Raw genomic sequence first — 16,597 nt, 5'->3', positions numbered from 1 at the left:
AGAAGTAAACTTAGTTGCTCTATAAACCTCTATATAAATCCTTATAAAAAGTTATAAGTTATTTATCAATATACTTCTTCACGGCTTTTTTCTTTTCCCCTTGGGTCAGAGGCAACTTCAATTTTATTATTTTCTTGATCCCATGTAATTATCTGCATATTACCAAACTGCCTGTTTGATTTTTTAAATATATGTCCCATACTTTCCAATTCATCAATCTCACTAGATATAAATGCTTCTTCCTCATAGAGCACATAATCTGGATGATATTGATGATGAAACCTTGGCAAAGAGACCATAGATTTAGCGTCTCCTCCATTAATCCATTCCAAAGTTGCAAGAAGAATCATACTTATAATCCTTGAGCCTCCTGGGGTTCCTAAAATTACAAAGCCTCTATCTGATTCAAGAAAAGTTGGCGTCATACTGGATAACATTCTTTTTCCGGGTTCCACTGCATTAGCATCATATCCAATTAATCCATAGCCATTCTCAGTGCCAGGCTTGATAGAAAAATCATCCATTTCATTATTCAGCAAAACACCTGTTCCTTTGGGAACAAAGGTAGATCCAAACCAAAAGTTGATAGATTGCGTAACTGCTACACGATTACCGAATTTATCGATTACCGAAAAATGCGTTGTATCGTTTCCTTGCCCTTGATACGGTGGATCAGCGAATTCGAGAGTTTGATTATCTGTTGCATAATTGATATTAATACTTTCTCTTTGTTTCGCCGCAAAACTAGGAGTTAAAAGAAATTCAAGAGAATTATCCATGAAATCTGGATCTCCCATTTTTAAGGCTCTTTCATAATACGCTCGCCTTAGAGACTCAATAATTAAATGTTTTTGGGTGGTAGGGCTAAGTTTATCCAATTCATACCCTGCTAATATATTTAGGGCATTGGATAGAACTAAGCCTCCTGAGGATGGAAGCCCAGGGGCTATAATTGAAATTCCTTTGTAGGTTGATCGAACTGGTTCTCGCTCAAGAACTTTATATCTATTTAAATCTTCTTCGCTCCAAATACCACCATTATTTTGAACAGATTCAACCATTTTTTTAGCAAAGCTTCCTGTGTAAAAACTTTTGTGGCCATCCTTCATTATTTTTTTAATCGTCTTTGCTAGATCATTTTGCTTTAGGACCCATCCTTTTTTTGGGACTTCACCGTTGTGCAAAAAAATTGCTTCCGTTTCTTTGTATTTTTTAAGCCACTTCTTTTTATAATTTGCTCCTTTTAAATACCTTTCATTTACAGGAAATCCATTGATTGCGGCCCGATAGGCTGGAGTTAAAAGCGTGCTTAATTTCTTTGAACCGTACTTATCATTGACGTAGCTTAATACCGCAGGGATCCCTGGTATTCCTGCAGACAATGGCCCAAGCTTAGACATATTTTTTATAACGTTCTCATTTTCATCTAGATACATATTTTTATGAGATTGCAGTGGAGCAGTCTCTCTGGCATCTAGCATGGTATATTTTTTACTTTTAGCATCATATATTAACCAGAATGCACCCCCTCCAAGGCCTGATGCAAATGGCTCTACAACAGAAAGCATCGCACTGATTGTTGTAGCAGCATCGTAAGCGTTGCCACCTTCAGCTAAAATTTTTTCTCCTGCTTCAGTTGCCAGAGCATTCGAAGTTACAACTGCACCCTTGGATTGAATTAATTCATTGGAGAAAATACTTCCAGAATAAAATAATATAAATAATAGATAAAGCCAATGCTCAGAAATTCTGAATGTCTTCATTTAATAAAAAACCTTGTTTTTGATTAGTAATTCATTAATATATTTTTTAGATCATATTTGATTATTTTACTTTAACTCTCAAATTAATATTTACATAAACATGACAAATAATAAATTATATAAACTTTTTTTAATTTTATTCTCTTTAACAATATTACTTGGTTGTGGTAATTCAGATACTAGTCAGCTTATTGATAAAGCTCTAGAGGCTGAACATAGAACACCTTCTTATGTTGAGCGTGATAAATATCGCCATCCAAAAGAAACATTACTCTTTTTTGGCCTCAATCCAGAACAGTCTGTTGTTGAAATTACTCCGGGATATGGTTGGTATACTGAGATTTTAGCTTCGCTGATGCACAATAAAGGGCAGTACACCTATACCTCCTTGGAGCTGCATGAAAAAATAAATCCTTTCTTTGTTAAATTAGAAAGGACGTTTAAAGAAAAGATGGAAAAAAATCCTGATATTTACGACCAACTCCGTTGGGTTCATTTTGATCCAAAACAACCTGAATTTTCTCCGAATAGCCCTGTTGATATGGTTCTTACATTTAGAAACGTTCATAATTGGGCGAAAGCAGGATCAGCTGAAGCGATGTTTGCTGGTTTTGCAAAAGCCCTTAAGTCTGGAGGAGTTCTTGGAGTAGTAGAGCACAGAGCAAAGGCAGGAACGCCCTTAGATAAACAGATTAAAAGTGGTTATATGACAGAAGATTATGTTATTCAGATGGCAAAAGATGCAGGTTTCAGACTTGATGCTAAATCTGAAATCAATGCAAATCCGAAGGATACTGCTGACCATCCAAATGGCGTTTGGAATTTGCTACCTAGCTTAAGGGGGGTTGAAGACGATGATAAAGCAGATATTATATCAATTGGAGAGTCAGATCGAATGACCTTGAGATTTATTAAGGAATAATAAACGGTCAATCTAGAGCCTACTAGTTCAAAGAATTGGTGGAGGTAAGCGGGATCGAACCGCTGACCCCTTGCATGCCATGCAAGTGCTCTCCCAGCTGAGCTATACCCCCGTGAAATTATCCTCGATAATTTTTCTCAGAATCAAATTGACCTAAGTCAACTTTGGGCTGTGGTTTCCAGCCTGGCTTAGTATGTTCAGCAACAACATTGGTAAAAATACCACCTCTGACAAAAAATTTGGCAGTTAATCTCATAAATCTAGGGTCTGTTGCCTGAACAAGGTCATCTAAAATACTGTTAGTAACTGCCTCATGAAAGCATCCCTCATCTCTGAATGACCAGATATAGAGTTTTAGACTTTTTAGTTCCACACAAGTCTTATCGGGGATATAATCAAGGTACAAAGTAGCGAAGTCAGGTTGGCCTGTTTTAGGACACAAACAAGTAAACTCTGGAATTTGCATATGGATATGAATATCTCTTTTAGTGTTGGGATTTTCGAATGTTTCTAGTGTTTTGGTGGGTTGGGCTGTTGGCTTTCCACCGAGTGAATTTTGATTCATAACTTAAGCTTAAATTTATTTGAAAGATGACATTATACTGCCTTGAACAAATTCTTTTTCAACAAAATCCAAAGATTGATAACAATTGAAACTTAAAGAGATTAAATTAGCTGGCTTTAAAACATTTGTTGATCCAACAACCATAAAAGTTGACGCACAGTTAGCGGCTATTGTAGGACCAAATGGTTGTGGTAAATCAAATGTAACCGAATCTATTAAATGGGTTTTAGGATCTTCCTCAGCTAAAGAGTTGCGTGGAGGAACGATGGAGGATGTTATCTTTTACGGTAGTGATACTCGCCAACCTGTTTCTAGAGCAAGTGCTGAACTTTTCTTTGATAATTCAGAAGGAATGGCACCACAAGCATGGGCTAGTTACGCTGAAATATCTGTCAAGAGAGTCATTGAAAAAGAAAAGGGGTCAAGTTATTACATTAATAATACTCAAGTGAGAAGAAAAGATGTAGCTGACTTATTTCTTGGTACTGGCTTAGGCGCTAAAGGTTATGCAATCATTGGACAAAATACAGTCTCACAGATTATCGAAGCAAAACCAGAAGAACTAAAAAACTTTCTAGAGGAGGCTGCTGGTGTCAGTCAATACAAAGAGAGAAGAAAAGAAACAGAATATCGACTGCGTGATACAAAAGAGAACCTATCGCGTGTTGAAGACTTATTAAGGGAAATCAATCAACAAATCACCAAGCTTGAATCACAAGCAGAAACCGCAAGCAAATATAATAAGCACCAAGAAAATTTAAAATTCCAAGAAGCGCAGGTTTGGGCATTAAAGAAGAGGGATGCGAATGAGTCTTGGGATCAAATAAAAACACTTATTACTAATCAACAGACTGAATTAGATCAATTCACAACAGCATTAAGAGATATCGAAGTTAACGTTGAGAATGCTAGGCAAGAGCACGCTGACAAATCTAACGAAATTAATTCTGCGCAGGCTAAATTTTATGAGGTAAATGCCCTTGTATCGGATGCAGAAAATGCCCTAAATAACATTAAAAATAATCTAGAGAGATTGAAGGTTACATTGATTGAGAGTGAGGAAAAATTAAAATCTCATACCACTTCAATCGAAGAAACTGAAAAAGCGATAGAGGAAAATCAAAATTTAATACAAATCGAAAATGAAAAACTTTCACAGCACCAACAAAATGCCGGTGCTGATAAAGCCAGACTTGTGAAGGTAGAAGCTGAATACAGGGCAGCTATTGAGAAATTAGAATTTCAACAAAGTGAGAGTCAAAAAATATACGAGTTAATCAATTTAGAATCAACTCGAATTGATTATATTAATAAAAGCATTGAGGATTTAGAGGTAAGAAAAAAACAACTCCATGACGAATCTTTTGCAATAAAAGAGAAGGTTGGAAGTCATGATAGTACCTCTCCAGATCATATAGGAGATATAGATAATCAAATAATGCTCGCGGATAATGAGTTAGCAGATAAAAAAGAATTACTTAATAAGTTAGAAAAAGAAACAGATAGCCTCAATTTGAGAAAAGATGAGCATCTTAAAAATTTTCAGCAGACTGAAATACAAATCTCGACCCTGTCGAGCTTTGTAGAGAACGAAATGAATGATGAGCATACCAGTGAATTCCTTAATGAAGTAGGTATTGATAAAGATAGGAATATATTTAAAAGAGTTGATATCGAAAAAGATTGGCAAAAAGCTGTTGACTTTCTTCTTTCAGAGTATGCCAGCGCCTATGAAAGCAAAAGAATATCTCCTAAATCACTTAAAGAGATACCAACAAGCATAGCTGTTGTATATGAGGGAAGTTCAAACAAGACAATTACGCATAATGCAAAACTCACGCCACTGCTTTCAAAAATATCATCTAAAATACCCAATATCAATAATGTATTAACAGAATGGCTTTGTCATGCCTATATTACAAATGAACAAGATCTAGAAGTTAATCTTAAAGATCTTAATTTTGGTGAAATATTGGTTGATCAATCTGGCAATATTCATGGTAAAAACTTTCAAGTATTTCGATCTGAAAATAAAACAAAATCTAACAAACTTACCAATCTTAAGCTACTTGAAGACCTAAAAAAAGATTTACCCGGATACAAGAATGAGCTTGATAAAGCTATTAACAAAACAGATGTACATATAGAAAATTTAGCGACAACAAAAAAAGAAGTTGAGCTTTTATCTGAGAAAAAATTTAATCTTATTGAAGAGAAAAATTCAATTAATTTAGAGGTAAATAAGCAGCAACAAATTGAGATTCATAGGCAAGAAAGAATCGTCAATATAGGCATCGAGCTTGAAGAGGCTGATAAAAAAATAAGTAGTTTTATGGAGGAGTTTAGTCAAAAACAAAAGAGTCTCGACGAACATAGTAAAGACAAATTAAATTTACAAAACAAATTAGAGGAATTATTGAATGACAAAAAAACCTCTGAGGTAAAATTTGAATCAGAAAGAGAAAAGGTATTTGCAAGAGATAAAATAGAGCAAGAGCTTTCATTCAATCTAAAAATTCATCAGAACAAACATGAAGATTTCGTTGAAAAATTAACTCACAATACCAACGAAAAGCTTCGCTTAGAAAAGTTAATAAATGACTCCCATATCCAATTGAATGAAAAAAACTCTGAAAATCAAGAATCAATTCTTAAAGAAAGCCTTCAAGAAAAAGAACAGGCAGAAAAAAATCTTATTAAAGCAAGAGAGGATCTTTTGACGAAAGAAACTAATCTGAAAAATTTAGAAAGCAAAAGACTGGAAAAGCAACACTCACTAAATCCACTTACTGAAAAAGTCCAAGAATCTAAAATTTTAGAAAGAGAATCACAGATTCTATTCCAGCAATGCTGCCATGAAATTGAAAAAACCTCTTTCGATGAAAGTGCTTTGCTTGATGCAATCGATGATGACACAAATGTCGAATCGATAATAGAGAAGTGTGATGCACTCCGCCTTAAAATGGAACGTCTTGGACCAGTTAACCAAGCTGCTATCGATGAATTAAATTCCATCCAAGAAAGAAAAAATTATCTACAAAAACAATCTGATGATTTAACTGAAGCGATGACGACACTTGAGAATGCAATTAAAAAAATCGACAGTGAAACAAAGGAAAAATTAGATACAACATACAAAGAAGTTAACAAAAATTTCAGTGAGTTTTTTAAAAGATTGTTTATGGGAGGAAGGGCAGAGCTTCAATTGATGGGGGATGAAATTTTAGATACAGGTCTCCAAGTATCAGCCCAACCCCCTGGTAAAAAAAATACAACGATTAATCTTTTGTCAGGTGGGGAAAAAGCATTAACAGCAATATCGCTTATATTTGCTTTATTTAAATTAAACCCCTCTCCGTTTTGCGTTATGGATGAAGTAGATGCACCATTGGACGATACCAATACAGGTAATTTTTGTTCTTTAGTAAAGGAAATGGCAGAAAAGACACAGTTTTTAATCGTTACACACAACCGAATTACCATGGAGATTGCAGAACAATTAGTCGGCGTTACTCAGCAAGAACTTGGAGTTTCAAGAATTGTCGAAGTAGATATGAGGGATATTGACGATATGGAGCTAGCTTACTAAATATGAATGATGTTCAACTTGCACTATTAATTACGGGCGTAGCCATTATTTTTGTGCTAATCATCTACAATTGGAGTGAATTAAAAAGATTAACAAAGAAACAAGCCAGCCTAACAAAACCTAACAACTCTATTAGCGAGGACAACGATCCACTTTTTCATAACTTTAATGATCTAGAAGTGACTCCTGAAGTTGTTGAGCCTTTTGAACCCATAGAGAAAGAGGTTAATGAGAATTTAACTGGTTCAGAAAAGATAATTAATTCAAATTTGCCTGATGGCATTGACAGAGATATTGAAACCGTAATTTCAATTACATGTAAAAAGATTCAAGAGTCGAGCAGTGGATTACTTTTAGATAAAATTAAATCGATGCCAGGTGTCAGAGTTTATATTAGAAAAGATAATGATTTGTGGGCAACAGAATCAGCAATCTATGACTCTATTAATTACAACCAGGTTCTCTTAGTTTTACTGCTCGCAAGCAGGAAATATACTCTAGATACCAAAGCCATCCAAGATTTTAAGCAGCTTGCGAATGATATTTCATCAAATGTTGATGGACCAATATTTTGGTTATCTAATCAGGATATTGAAAAAGAATCTTTTCATTTAAGTAAATTTAAAAAAGATGTTGATCACTCATTGATTCTTCAGGTTTATCCGAAGTCTGACCCAACATTTCACGCAGGGCCTTTGATAGACTTTTTTAAACAACCTATCTTTAAAGTCAATAATAATTCGTTTCACGAATTAATACACCAAGATTCAGGTCAAAAGATTTGCGTGCTTACTTCACTAACTGGGAAGCCACTAAATATAAGTCACGAAACATTCCTTCAAGGAATTATTTTCAAAATGGACATCCCAAATACTATGAAAATTACAACAGCATTCAACGAACTAATTCTTATAATTAAACAATTCAACACTAAGCTTAATGGAGTGCTTGTTGATGTTAGCAGAAAGCCTTTAAACGATGATCAAATAAGCCAAATTTATGTGCATTTAAAAAAGCTAGAGAAAATAATGCAAGAAAAGAAAATTCCATCGGGCTCGAAAATTGCTCAAAAAATGTTCAATTAAGTCATGAAAAAAAATAGTGCAATTGAAGAAACTGTTTTAACTTTAAAAAAGGAGATTCAAGAACATAATTTTAATTATTATGTAAAAGATGACCCAACCGTCACTGATAGCGTCTATGACGATCTTATGAGGAAATTAGAGGAGCTAGAGAAGCAATATCCTGAATTAATCACAGAGGACTCACCAACACAGAGAGTCGGTATGCTTTCCAATAGCGCATTCAATCAAGTGAGCCATAAAAAGCCAATGCTTTCTCTCAGCAACGTGTTCCACGAGGACGAATTAGCAGCTTTTGATAAAAGAATTAAAACTGATTTAGGGGTGGAAAGTATTAATTATGCAGTAGAGCCAAAATTTGATGGACTTGCGATTGCATTAATTTATGAGGGAGGTTTTTTTTCTCTCGGCGCGACACGAGGCGATGGCTTCTCGGGCGAAGATGTAACTCACAACCTTAAAACTATCAAGTCTATTCCCCTTAAAATTGACACTAAGGGTCTGCCACCAAGAATCGAAATAAGAGGCGAAGTTGTGATGTTCAAAGAGGATTTTCTCGCCCTTAACAAAAAACAAGAAGAGTTAGGTCAAAAAGTATTCGCTAACCCAAGAAATGCGGCAGCAGGTAGTTTGAGACAATTAGATTCAAGTATTACAGCAACTCGACCACTTAGGTTTTATGCATACAGTATAGATTTTGAGGGTATAGAAAACACTCTTACATCACACTCTGACTCAATAAAATTGCTGAATGAACTCAAAATACCTACTACAGATCTTGTAGAAAATGTGACTGGTGTTGTTGGATTATTAGATTATTACCATGAAATTATCAACAAAAGACAAAGTTTACCCTTTGATATTGATGGTGTTGTTTATAAAGTAGATTCTCTAAATTATCAAGATGAGCTTGGTTTTGTATCAAGGGCACCTAGATGGGCTGTTGCGCATAAGTTTCCTGCTGAAGAGGCTGAATCACAGGTTTTAGGTATTGATGTTCAGGTGGGGAGGACTGGTGCAATCACCCCTGTAGCAAGACTCAAACCAACCTTCGTATCTGGTGTAACGGTGACAAACGCTTCCCTTCATAACGAAGCAGAACTTCTTAGGAAAGATGTTCATATCAATGATTTTGTTTTAATAAGAAGAGCAGGGGATGTAGTGCCTGAAGTTGTGAGTGTTATTAAGGCTAAACGACCAAAAAATATTGAGACGTTTTTAATGCCAATCCAATGTCCTGAATGTGGCTCAAAACTAAAAAAAGAGGAAGGAGAGGCCATCCTTAGATGTTGTGAAGGTATTCAATGCCCCGCTCAAAGAAAACAGTCCATTATGCATTTCGCTTCAAGAAAAGCTATGGATATTGATGGGCTGGGTGAAAAGATTATTGATCAACTACTAGAAAATAAAATGATTAATGATTTTACAGACTTATACACTCTCGATTTAGGTTCTCTTGAGAGTTTAGAGCGGTTTGGTGAAAAATCTTCTAAAAACCTTATTGAATCAATTCATAAATCAAAAGAAACAACATTAGGACGTTTGATATACGCGCTAGGGATTCGAGGGGTGGGTGAGGCGACAGCAAAAGATCTAGCCAAAGAATTCGGAACTATATCAAATATAAAAGCACAAACTCAGGAGGGTTTAGAGGGGGTTGATGACATAGGTCCTACTGTTTCAGGCTTTATTCATTGTTACTTTAATGATTTAAAAAATCTTGATTTAATTGACAGGCTCATCAATAATGGCGTGTTATTTAAAGAAGAGCTTAGAAAAGAAGTTAAATTTGTTTCTGAAATTAGTGGTAAGGTTTTTGTCCTAACAGGGACATTGCCAACACTTAAAAGGGAAGATGCGAAACAAATAATCGAGCAATATGGTGGCAAAATAACGTCAACTGTTTCAAAAAAGACAGATTATTTATTAGCTGGAAACGATGCGGGAAGTAAGCTTGAAAAAGCGCAAGCACTTAGAATAGTAATTTTATCGGAAAATGACCTTATTAAATGGACTGAGGAGTAATAATGATTAAACAATTAACATTAATTTTATCTTTTACATTATTGTATTCAAACAATATTTTTGCTTATAATGTGAATAATGAATGTGAGAAACAATTAAATAAAGGTAAGTTTGAGGAAGCTTTAAAAGCAGCGAATTCAGTTAAAGACAAATACGATTCTAACTTTTGTAAGGGTAAAGCTAATTTTCGTCTTAGAAATAATGATCAGGCAATTAAAGACTTTGAAATAGCCGAAAAGGAAGCTTCTATCCAAGCTGATCAAATGCAAGCAATTCTTTTCAAGGGCATTACACAAAGAGACTCTGGAGACTTTAAAGGGTCTAATAAGACATTCACTTATGGTTTTCAGACAGCAGAATTGGGTAACAGTAAATACCTTCAATATGAACACCGTTTTTTGTATCAATTAGGTATTAACATGCTTAGGACTAAAGAATTTTTAGATGCTCAAGATTACTATACAAGAGCTTTGGTATTGGCTTCAAATGATAATGAGCGAGCTGTTTGTTATGAAGGCTTAGCTCAAACATACTTCTATAGAAATAAAGCTTCAAAAGCAGTTGAATATGGCTTAAGAGCAACATTAATGTTTCAAAAGACTGGAATGCTGGGTGAATACGCTGATAGCAGCATTGAACTTTCAAGATACTATTATCTTGATAAGAACCAAACAAAAGCAATCGAAACACTGAAGAAGCTTGAAAAGTTTTGTATTGATAATGGTGGAGAATATTATCTAGCTAAAACACTAATTGCTCAAGTTGAGCTATATACAAAAATTGGAGATGAGAAGGCCGCTGCAGAAAGCAAAAAAAATGCGGAAATAGTGATGCAAAGACTGGGTATCGAAGACTTTGACTAGATTATTTTTTTTGAGATATGTTGATTTTTTTTGTAGAGGGCTATCTCTTAAATTCTAATGCGCCATCATCAATGTTACTAAACTTAAAAATAAGATATTCTACAAAATAATTTTGATAGAACTTATACGTCCTATTTGGAAACTTATCCATAGCTCTTAATACGTAATTAGCCTGTATTGATGGCGTAGTCCTTTCTCCCAAATACTTGGCGGTACAAGTGCTAAGTCCTTTTTCCTTCATATAGTTAATTGTTTTACAAATGCGTTGACTAACTATTTCACATCTCGCAGTCCAACTAAAATTTATGTATCCTGCGTGTGCAAAAAGGTTTGGCAACCCACTAAACATCATTCCTCTGTACCAACTAGTATCGTGAATATTAATTTTTTTATCATTAACAAAAATATCAATGCCGCCCAATAATTGTGCGTTACCGCCTGTGGCCATTACAGTTAAATCACTATGGATAACTTTTCCATCTTGCAACTTAACTCCAGTTGTTTCCCAATTACTTACTCCTTGGCGCTCAATTGTTACCTTGCTCGATTCAACAGCCCTAAAATAATCCTGATCTAAACTAGAAGCAGGGCGCTGATCCCAATAATCATATGATGGAGTAGTTTTGTCGTTGTAATAAGGATCTGCAGCGATAATTTTTTTTCTAAGTGATTTTTTAAAAAACCTACTAGATATATAATCTTTTAAGACTTGAAAAGTTTTGTAACCACGTGATGATTTTTCTTGGCTATCAATATCAATAATCCATGCAGGACTGCGCTGCACTAATGTTACTTTTTTAGCTTCTTTTATAATTGAGGGAGCCATGGTAATAGCGGTACAGCCACTCCCAATAATAGTCACAGTTTTACCTTTATAGTCTGTATCTCCCCAAGCTTGTGTATGGACAATTTTACCTTTGTACTTACTTTCCCCTTTAAACTTAGGCTTATGAGGGTTATTACGATCGCGTGAGCCAGTGCAACAAATAACATATTGACTAGTATAATTTTTATTATCGGTCTTTGTTGTCCATAAATTATTACTCCAAGAAAGTTCTGCTACTTGAGTATTAAACACTATATTTTTTTTAATTTTAAATTTGTTCGCTGTTTGATTTATATAGTCTCTGATATTCGGTCCGCTTCCTATTATTGGGCCTTTCCATGGATTAAAACTAAAACCATAGGTATACATATCGTTATCAGCGCGAACACCAGGAAATTTCATCTGATCCCAAGTCCCACCTGCCGAGCTTCTTGAATCAAGTATCTTATATCTGATTCCTGGGAAATTTTTCTGCAAATAATAAGCTGTGGTAATTCCAGCTATTCCTGCACCAATAATTATTACGTCTATCTTATCTGCCATAATAAAAACCCAATTTAACTTTTTACTTTTCTTCTTGAGACAAAAATACCAAAAACAATTAGTACAAGCGCTAATAGATTTTGCCACAGCACAGGCTCACCTAGAACAATAGCACCCAGGGTGAAGGCATATACTGGGATAACGTAATTCATATTTGAAATAAAAGTTGCCCCAGCATTATTGATTAAATTAAAGAAAATTAAAGCGCCTAATCCAGTTGGTAATACACCAAGCGCCAACATATTTAGAGATGTCTTTAATGGGATATCATCTAAATTTAGATGAACCATATCAGGCCAAATTACGAACGCTAAAAAACAAGCGAGAATAGAGGAGGCTGTCGCAGCTACAATCGGGTCATATTTTGGAAACCTCTCAACTACGACACCGTGACTCGCATAGGAAGCCGCTGCTCCTAAAATTAATAGGATTCCAAAAACGGTATTTTTTCCATCACCAATAGATGGAGCTAAAATAAAGAGTACCCCAGAGATACCAAGTATGAAACCTAAAATCTTATAACGATTCAGAGCATTATTAGGCAGAAAAATATGTGCTAATACCATAGTAACCAAAGGTACAAATGCCATTAACAAGCCTGTCATCCCTGAAGTGATATGCATTTGACCACGAGAAATAAGCAAGAAGGGCACAATGTTACCAATGATGGCATATATAAAGAAATGAACCCACGGCGTTAATGTTTTAGGAAAGCTTTTTCGGCAAAAAATACAGCCTATTAACAAGACAATTGATCCTATTGCCAATCTATATCCAACAGTCTGCTCGGGTGAAAAGTGTCCACCAACTAGACACTCATGCATCATCGCAAAGGATGATCCCCATATAATAATAATTAAACCAAGATATTGGTAATTTCTTAATGTACTTTGCATGTATTCCTTTGCAACCTAATTAACTCATATGTAACTGACGGATAATTATTCGGTGTTTTTGTTTATTTTGTTTCGTTGTTAAACATAAGTATATCTCAAGTAGAGCAGAACTATAATTAACTACTTTTAAATGGACTAATATTGATCTAAATAATTCATTTAACATAATATACATTATACGAAGTAGTATTCATGAGTTTAATTAGATTAATGTTAATGAGCGCACAGTTATAATACGTAATATTAGTTTCTTCATATCAGTCCTTTATTACATTGCTGTGACTTTCTTGTGTGATGATTAGATGCTCCCACTCTCCCATCGTTAAATAACCAAGAAGTACAAATACGGAAATCCACCAGTATCTAAAGATGAACTGCTTTATTTGTTTAGATGAATAGCGAAATTTATCTGGGTGTAACAGTATGACTAAACCTACTGCTACCAACACAACAACACCAAATATGTTCTCTAATAAAATATCACCATCCTATTTATAATACGTTTATTCATTGTTAGTGTTCGGCTTTATCAAGATCATCACTGATATCCTCGTCTAAGCTCGCAGTTAGATATTCAATACTATGAGGAAGGTCAAGGGTGAGTTGCTCTATAGGCTGTATTTTAATCTCAACCTTTGAAGATAAAAATTCAAGTAAATGTCCTCCTCTTTGTTTATCATTTGATATAAAGTGAAGGTGATAGTCAGGTACCGTGACTGAATGCATAAAATCAGGTGTCCAAAATCCAACTAATGTTCCTTCTTCCTCCTCGAAGAAAAACTCTTTCTGGTCACCTGCGACATCAACTAACGGTCTATATGCCTCTTGTTTTGGAACAGACCTTGCTTTAATTGACTTAAATTTTCCGGTAACTTGAATCGCGTAGATCAAGTTTTTTGATAAGAATAAGGAGTCTATTTTCTTTTTTAATGTATCAAAAGTAAGCTCTTCATCAACAATTACCGAAGTTTCAGGCTTAAAATGTGTCACGCATGCATAGGGCGTTTCAAGGTTAATATCCGCTACATTTGTTTTTCCATCTGAGTGAAGATCATAAAAAACACCATCTAGAAGTACCATCTCTCCATCTAGATCATTAAACGTACCCAAACCAAAATCTCCGTGCTCAAGTACTTCTTTAAGTGTCTTATCTTCACGCAAAATACCTTTAACAAGTGCATTCACAGGCGATGAAACGTAAAGGGAGTTTGTTTTTTTCATTTTACATACACCATTTTGAGTATAATTAATTGTATATGAAAAAAATAAAAAATTTTACCTTTTGTCTTGCAATGATTATGGGAACATTCAGTAATATTTCTTCTGCGAATGATAAAAAAGTTGGCATTTTTTATGATGAAATATTTCTATTACATGACACAGGACCAAATCATCCAGAGAGCCCTGAACGTTTAATTCCTGTTATTCATGATCTTAAAAACAATGATCAAATAACATCAAATACCATTTGGCCCAATTTTGAAGTCGCAACAGTTGAGGAATTAAATTTAGCTCATTCAAAGGAATATATTGAGTTAGTAGATAGGCAAGTTTCTCAATTAAATAATAATAGGGCTTATTTAAGTACAGGTGACACCCCTATTTCCAAAGATTCTAATCTTGTCGCGAAATTAGCTGTCGGTGCAGGTCTAGAAGCCGTTGATCAAATAATGGCTGGTAATTTATCCTCTGCATTTGCGCTAGTACGGCCTCCAGGGCATCATGCATCAACCTCAATGGGGATGGGTTTTTGTGTTTATAACAGCGTTGCTGTTGTCGCAAGATACTTACAAAAGAAATATGGATTAGAAAGAATTCTTATTGTCGATTTTGATGTTCATCATGGTAATGGAACGCAAGATATATTTTATGAAGACAATAGCGTGTTTTATTTCAGTGTACATCAGCATCCACTTTTTCCTGGGACTGGTCGACCAAATGAAATAGGCAAAGGTGAAGGTGAAGGTTATACGTTAAATGTAGAGCTTCCTAAAGGGAGTGGTAATAATGAAGTAATTAAAGCATTTAATTCAAAATTGAAACCAGCAATGGATCAATTTAGACCAGAATTTGTATTAGTCTCCGCAGGCTTTGATGCCCATCTGGGAGATCCTTTAGGGCAGTTAAACTATACTGATGAGGGGTATGGTGTTGTAGCAGAGATCTTACAAGATATCTCTCAAAAATATGCTGATGGAAGAACGCTTTATATGCTTGAGGGAGGATACAATGCTGACAATGTTTCTCAATCAGTTCAAAAAATTCTTAATGTTTTAATTTCAACAAACATAGATAATTAAAAAAAAGTTTGGGGGATTAGCTCAGTTGGTAGAGCAGTTGACTCTTAATCAATTTGTCGCGAGTTCGAACCTCGCATCCCCTACCAGTTAGTCTATATCTGCTACAAGACCTAAATATTCAGACTCTAAAATTCCAATTATTTCATGCTCGCCACAAAGCAGTCCTGGTTCAAAAACAACCTTAAAATAATAGTTTTTTTCAGTAAACTTAAAATCGCCTTCGTATTTACAAGCGCCACCTAATCCTGTGACTGGCGCACTAAAACTCCACCCTACCTTGGTTGCTAATTCATAAGTCCCTGGTTTTTTTACTGAAGTTTGGATTTTGGTGTTATAGGTTAACTCCCCAATCTCATCATCGTCAACATAGAGCTCAACATCTTGACCAATCGTTAAAGGGTCGGCAGGCCTTACAAAATAAAGATTTATTTCCTCAACATTAACTTCAATAGTATCACTTGAAATATTATTTGATTCATCGTTATCATCATCAAGTGGATCAGTAATATCTTTTACAGTCTCACATCCTGTTAAAAATAAACTTAAAACGAGTAAGAATGAAATTGTAATTTTTGATATTTTCATAATATAGCCAGGAATGAATAATTTTTTAATCCTACACCTTATAATTTAGAACAACAATTTATACCTTAAATAAAAGTAATAAAAGAAGAATGATTAAAACCGTACCCCATACGAGTTTGGTCATATGCTGTCTAATTAAAGTATCTGCCTTTTGCCCAAACATAATGACAAACAATGCAACTAAATAAAACCGAGCTCCCCTACCTATAACTGAGGCAATAATAAATGGCAATAATGGCATGGCAAGTGCGCCTCCGGCTATCGTAAAGACCTTGTATGGGATAGGTGAAAAACCTGCGATAAATATCGCCCAAAACCCCCACTCCTCAAACCACTGTACCGCCCTTTCGTAGGCTGGTATATAACCCCAATTATATAAATAGGGCTCAATAAATCCAAACGCATAAACACCTATGAGATAACCAATAACGCCTCCAAGTACTGAACCAATCGTTGTAATGAGGGCAAATCGCCATGCTTTTTTTGGGTTTGATAGGCACATAGGTAACAACATCACATCGGGTGGAATTGGAAAAAAAGATGACTCTGAAACACTTAAAATAAATAAATAATATTTAGCCTTTGCATGGCCAGCTAGTTTTAAAACATACTCATATAATTCAAGAAATTTATGCATA

General features: G+C 34.9%; 14 protein-coding genes and 2 tRNA genes. 7 read left to right on the top strand and 9 right to left on the bottom strand.

Annotated elements, in window-relative coordinates; all coding sequences use genetic code 11:
• Positions 1–65 precede the first annotated feature (65 nt).
• Entirely contained in the window at positions 66–1,763 is a 1,698-nt protein-coding gene (ggt, locus tag K6112_01050; GenBank protein QZP17972.1) for a gamma-glutamyltransferase, read from the bottom strand.
• Positions 1,764–1,863: 100 nt separating this feature from the next.
• Here ggt and K6112_01045 point away from each other — a divergent pair, with 100 nt between their 5' ends.
• Positions 1,864–2,685: a methyltransferase gene (locus tag K6112_01045; GenBank protein QZP17971.1), complete on the top strand. Its 822-nt coding sequence runs from the start codon at positions 1,864–1,866 to the stop codon at positions 2,683–2,685.
• A 36-nt stretch (positions 2,686–2,721) separates the two neighbouring features.
• Here the strand turns inward: K6112_01045 and K6112_01040 are convergent.
• Both K6112_01040 and queF read right to left on the bottom strand, forming a co-directional pair.
• A tRNA-Ala gene (locus K6112_01040) sits at positions 2,722–2,797 on the bottom strand.
• A 6-nt stretch (positions 2,798–2,803) separates the two neighbouring features.
• Positions 2,804–3,250 (bottom strand): preQ(1) synthase, encoded by a 447-nt coding sequence (queF, locus tag K6112_01035; GenBank protein QZP17970.1) that lies wholly within the window; start codon positions 3,248–3,250, stop codon positions 2,804–2,806.
• A gap of 85 nt (positions 3,251–3,335) precedes the next feature.
• Between queF and smc the strand changes: the two genes are divergently transcribed.
• Genes smc through K6112_01015 form a run of 4 tightly spaced genes read left to right on the top strand, consistent with a single transcriptional unit; the run spans position 3,336 to position 10,809 of the window.
• Positions 3,336–6,839, top strand: coding sequence for a chromosome segregation protein SMC (gene smc / locus K6112_01030; GenBank protein QZP17969.1), 3,504 nt, complete (start codon positions 3,336–3,338; stop codon positions 6,837–6,839).
• Between the two features lie 2 nt (positions 6,840–6,841).
• Positions 6,842–7,924 carry a cell division protein ZipA C-terminal FtsZ-binding domain-containing protein gene (locus tag K6112_01025; GenBank protein ID QZP17968.1) on the top strand — a complete coding sequence of 361 codons (1,083 nt, stop codon included), beginning with the start codon at positions 6,842–6,844 and terminating at the stop codon, positions 7,922–7,924.
• Positions 7,925–7,927: 3 nt separating this feature from the next.
• Positions 7,928–9,946, top strand: coding sequence for an NAD-dependent DNA ligase LigA (ligA, locus tag K6112_01020; GenBank protein QZP17967.1), 2,019 nt, complete (start codon positions 7,928–7,930; stop codon positions 9,944–9,946).
• A gap of 2 nt (positions 9,947–9,948) precedes the next feature.
• Entirely contained in the window at positions 9,949–10,809 is an 861-nt protein-coding gene (locus K6112_01015; protein ID QZP17966.1) for a tetratricopeptide repeat protein, read from the top strand.
• 40 nt (positions 10,810–10,849) lie between these two features.
• Here K6112_01015 and K6112_01010 read toward each other — a convergent pair whose 3' ends face one another.
• From K6112_01010 to budA, 4 genes are all read right to left on the bottom strand, one after another.
• Positions 10,850–12,178: an NAD(P)/FAD-dependent oxidoreductase gene (locus tag K6112_01010; GenBank protein QZP17965.1), complete on the bottom strand. Its 1,329-nt coding sequence runs from the start codon at positions 12,176–12,178 to the stop codon at positions 10,850–10,852.
• Positions 12,179–12,192: 14 nt separating this feature from the next.
• Positions 12,193–13,074 carry a DMT family transporter gene (locus K6112_01005; protein QZP17964.1) on the bottom strand — a complete coding sequence of 294 codons (882 nt, stop codon included), beginning with the start codon at positions 13,072–13,074 and terminating at the stop codon, positions 12,193–12,195.
• Positions 13,075–13,331: 257 nt separating this feature from the next.
• A complete protein-coding gene (locus K6112_01000) occupies positions 13,332–13,523 on the bottom strand; it encodes a hypothetical protein (protein ID QZP17963.1) in 192 nt (63 codons plus the stop codon).
• A gap of 64 nt (positions 13,524–13,587) precedes the next feature.
• Positions 13,588–14,295, bottom strand: coding sequence for an acetolactate decarboxylase (gene budA, locus K6112_00995; protein QZP17962.1), 708 nt, complete (start codon positions 14,293–14,295; stop codon positions 13,588–13,590).
• Between the two features lie 77 nt (positions 14,296–14,372).
• Here budA and K6112_00990 point away from each other — a divergent pair, with 77 nt between their 5' ends.
• Together K6112_00990 and K6112_00985 are read left to right on the top strand one after the other, a co-directional pair.
• The gene (locus K6112_00990) at positions 14,373–15,374 is read left to right on the top strand and encodes a histone deacetylase (GenBank protein QZP18444.1); all 1,002 of its coding nucleotides are present in this window, start codon (positions 14,373–14,375) and stop codon (positions 15,372–15,374) included.
• Positions 15,375–15,384: 10 nt separating this feature from the next.
• A tRNA-Lys gene (locus K6112_00985) sits at positions 15,385–15,460 on the top strand.
• A gap of 1 nt (position 15,461) precedes the next feature.
• Here K6112_00985 and K6112_00980 read toward each other — a convergent pair.
• Positions 15,462–15,959 carry a hypothetical protein gene (locus K6112_00980; protein QZP17961.1) on the bottom strand — a complete coding sequence of 166 codons (498 nt, stop codon included), beginning with the start codon at positions 15,957–15,959 and terminating at the stop codon, positions 15,462–15,464.
• 58 nt (positions 15,960–16,017) lie between these two features.
• A complete protein-coding gene (locus K6112_00975; GenBank protein ID QZP17960.1) occupies positions 16,018–16,596 on the bottom strand; it encodes a DedA family protein in 579 nt (192 codons plus the stop codon).
• Position 16,597: the final 1 nt, after the last annotated feature.

It is taken from the genome of Methylophilales bacterium (assembly GCA_019823025.1).
Classification (GTDB): domain Bacteria; phylum Pseudomonadota; class Gammaproteobacteria; order Burkholderiales; family Methylophilaceae; genus BACL14.
The sequence above is the reverse complement of the archived record's forward strand: the minus strand, read 5'-3'. Positions and strand labels throughout refer to the sequence as shown.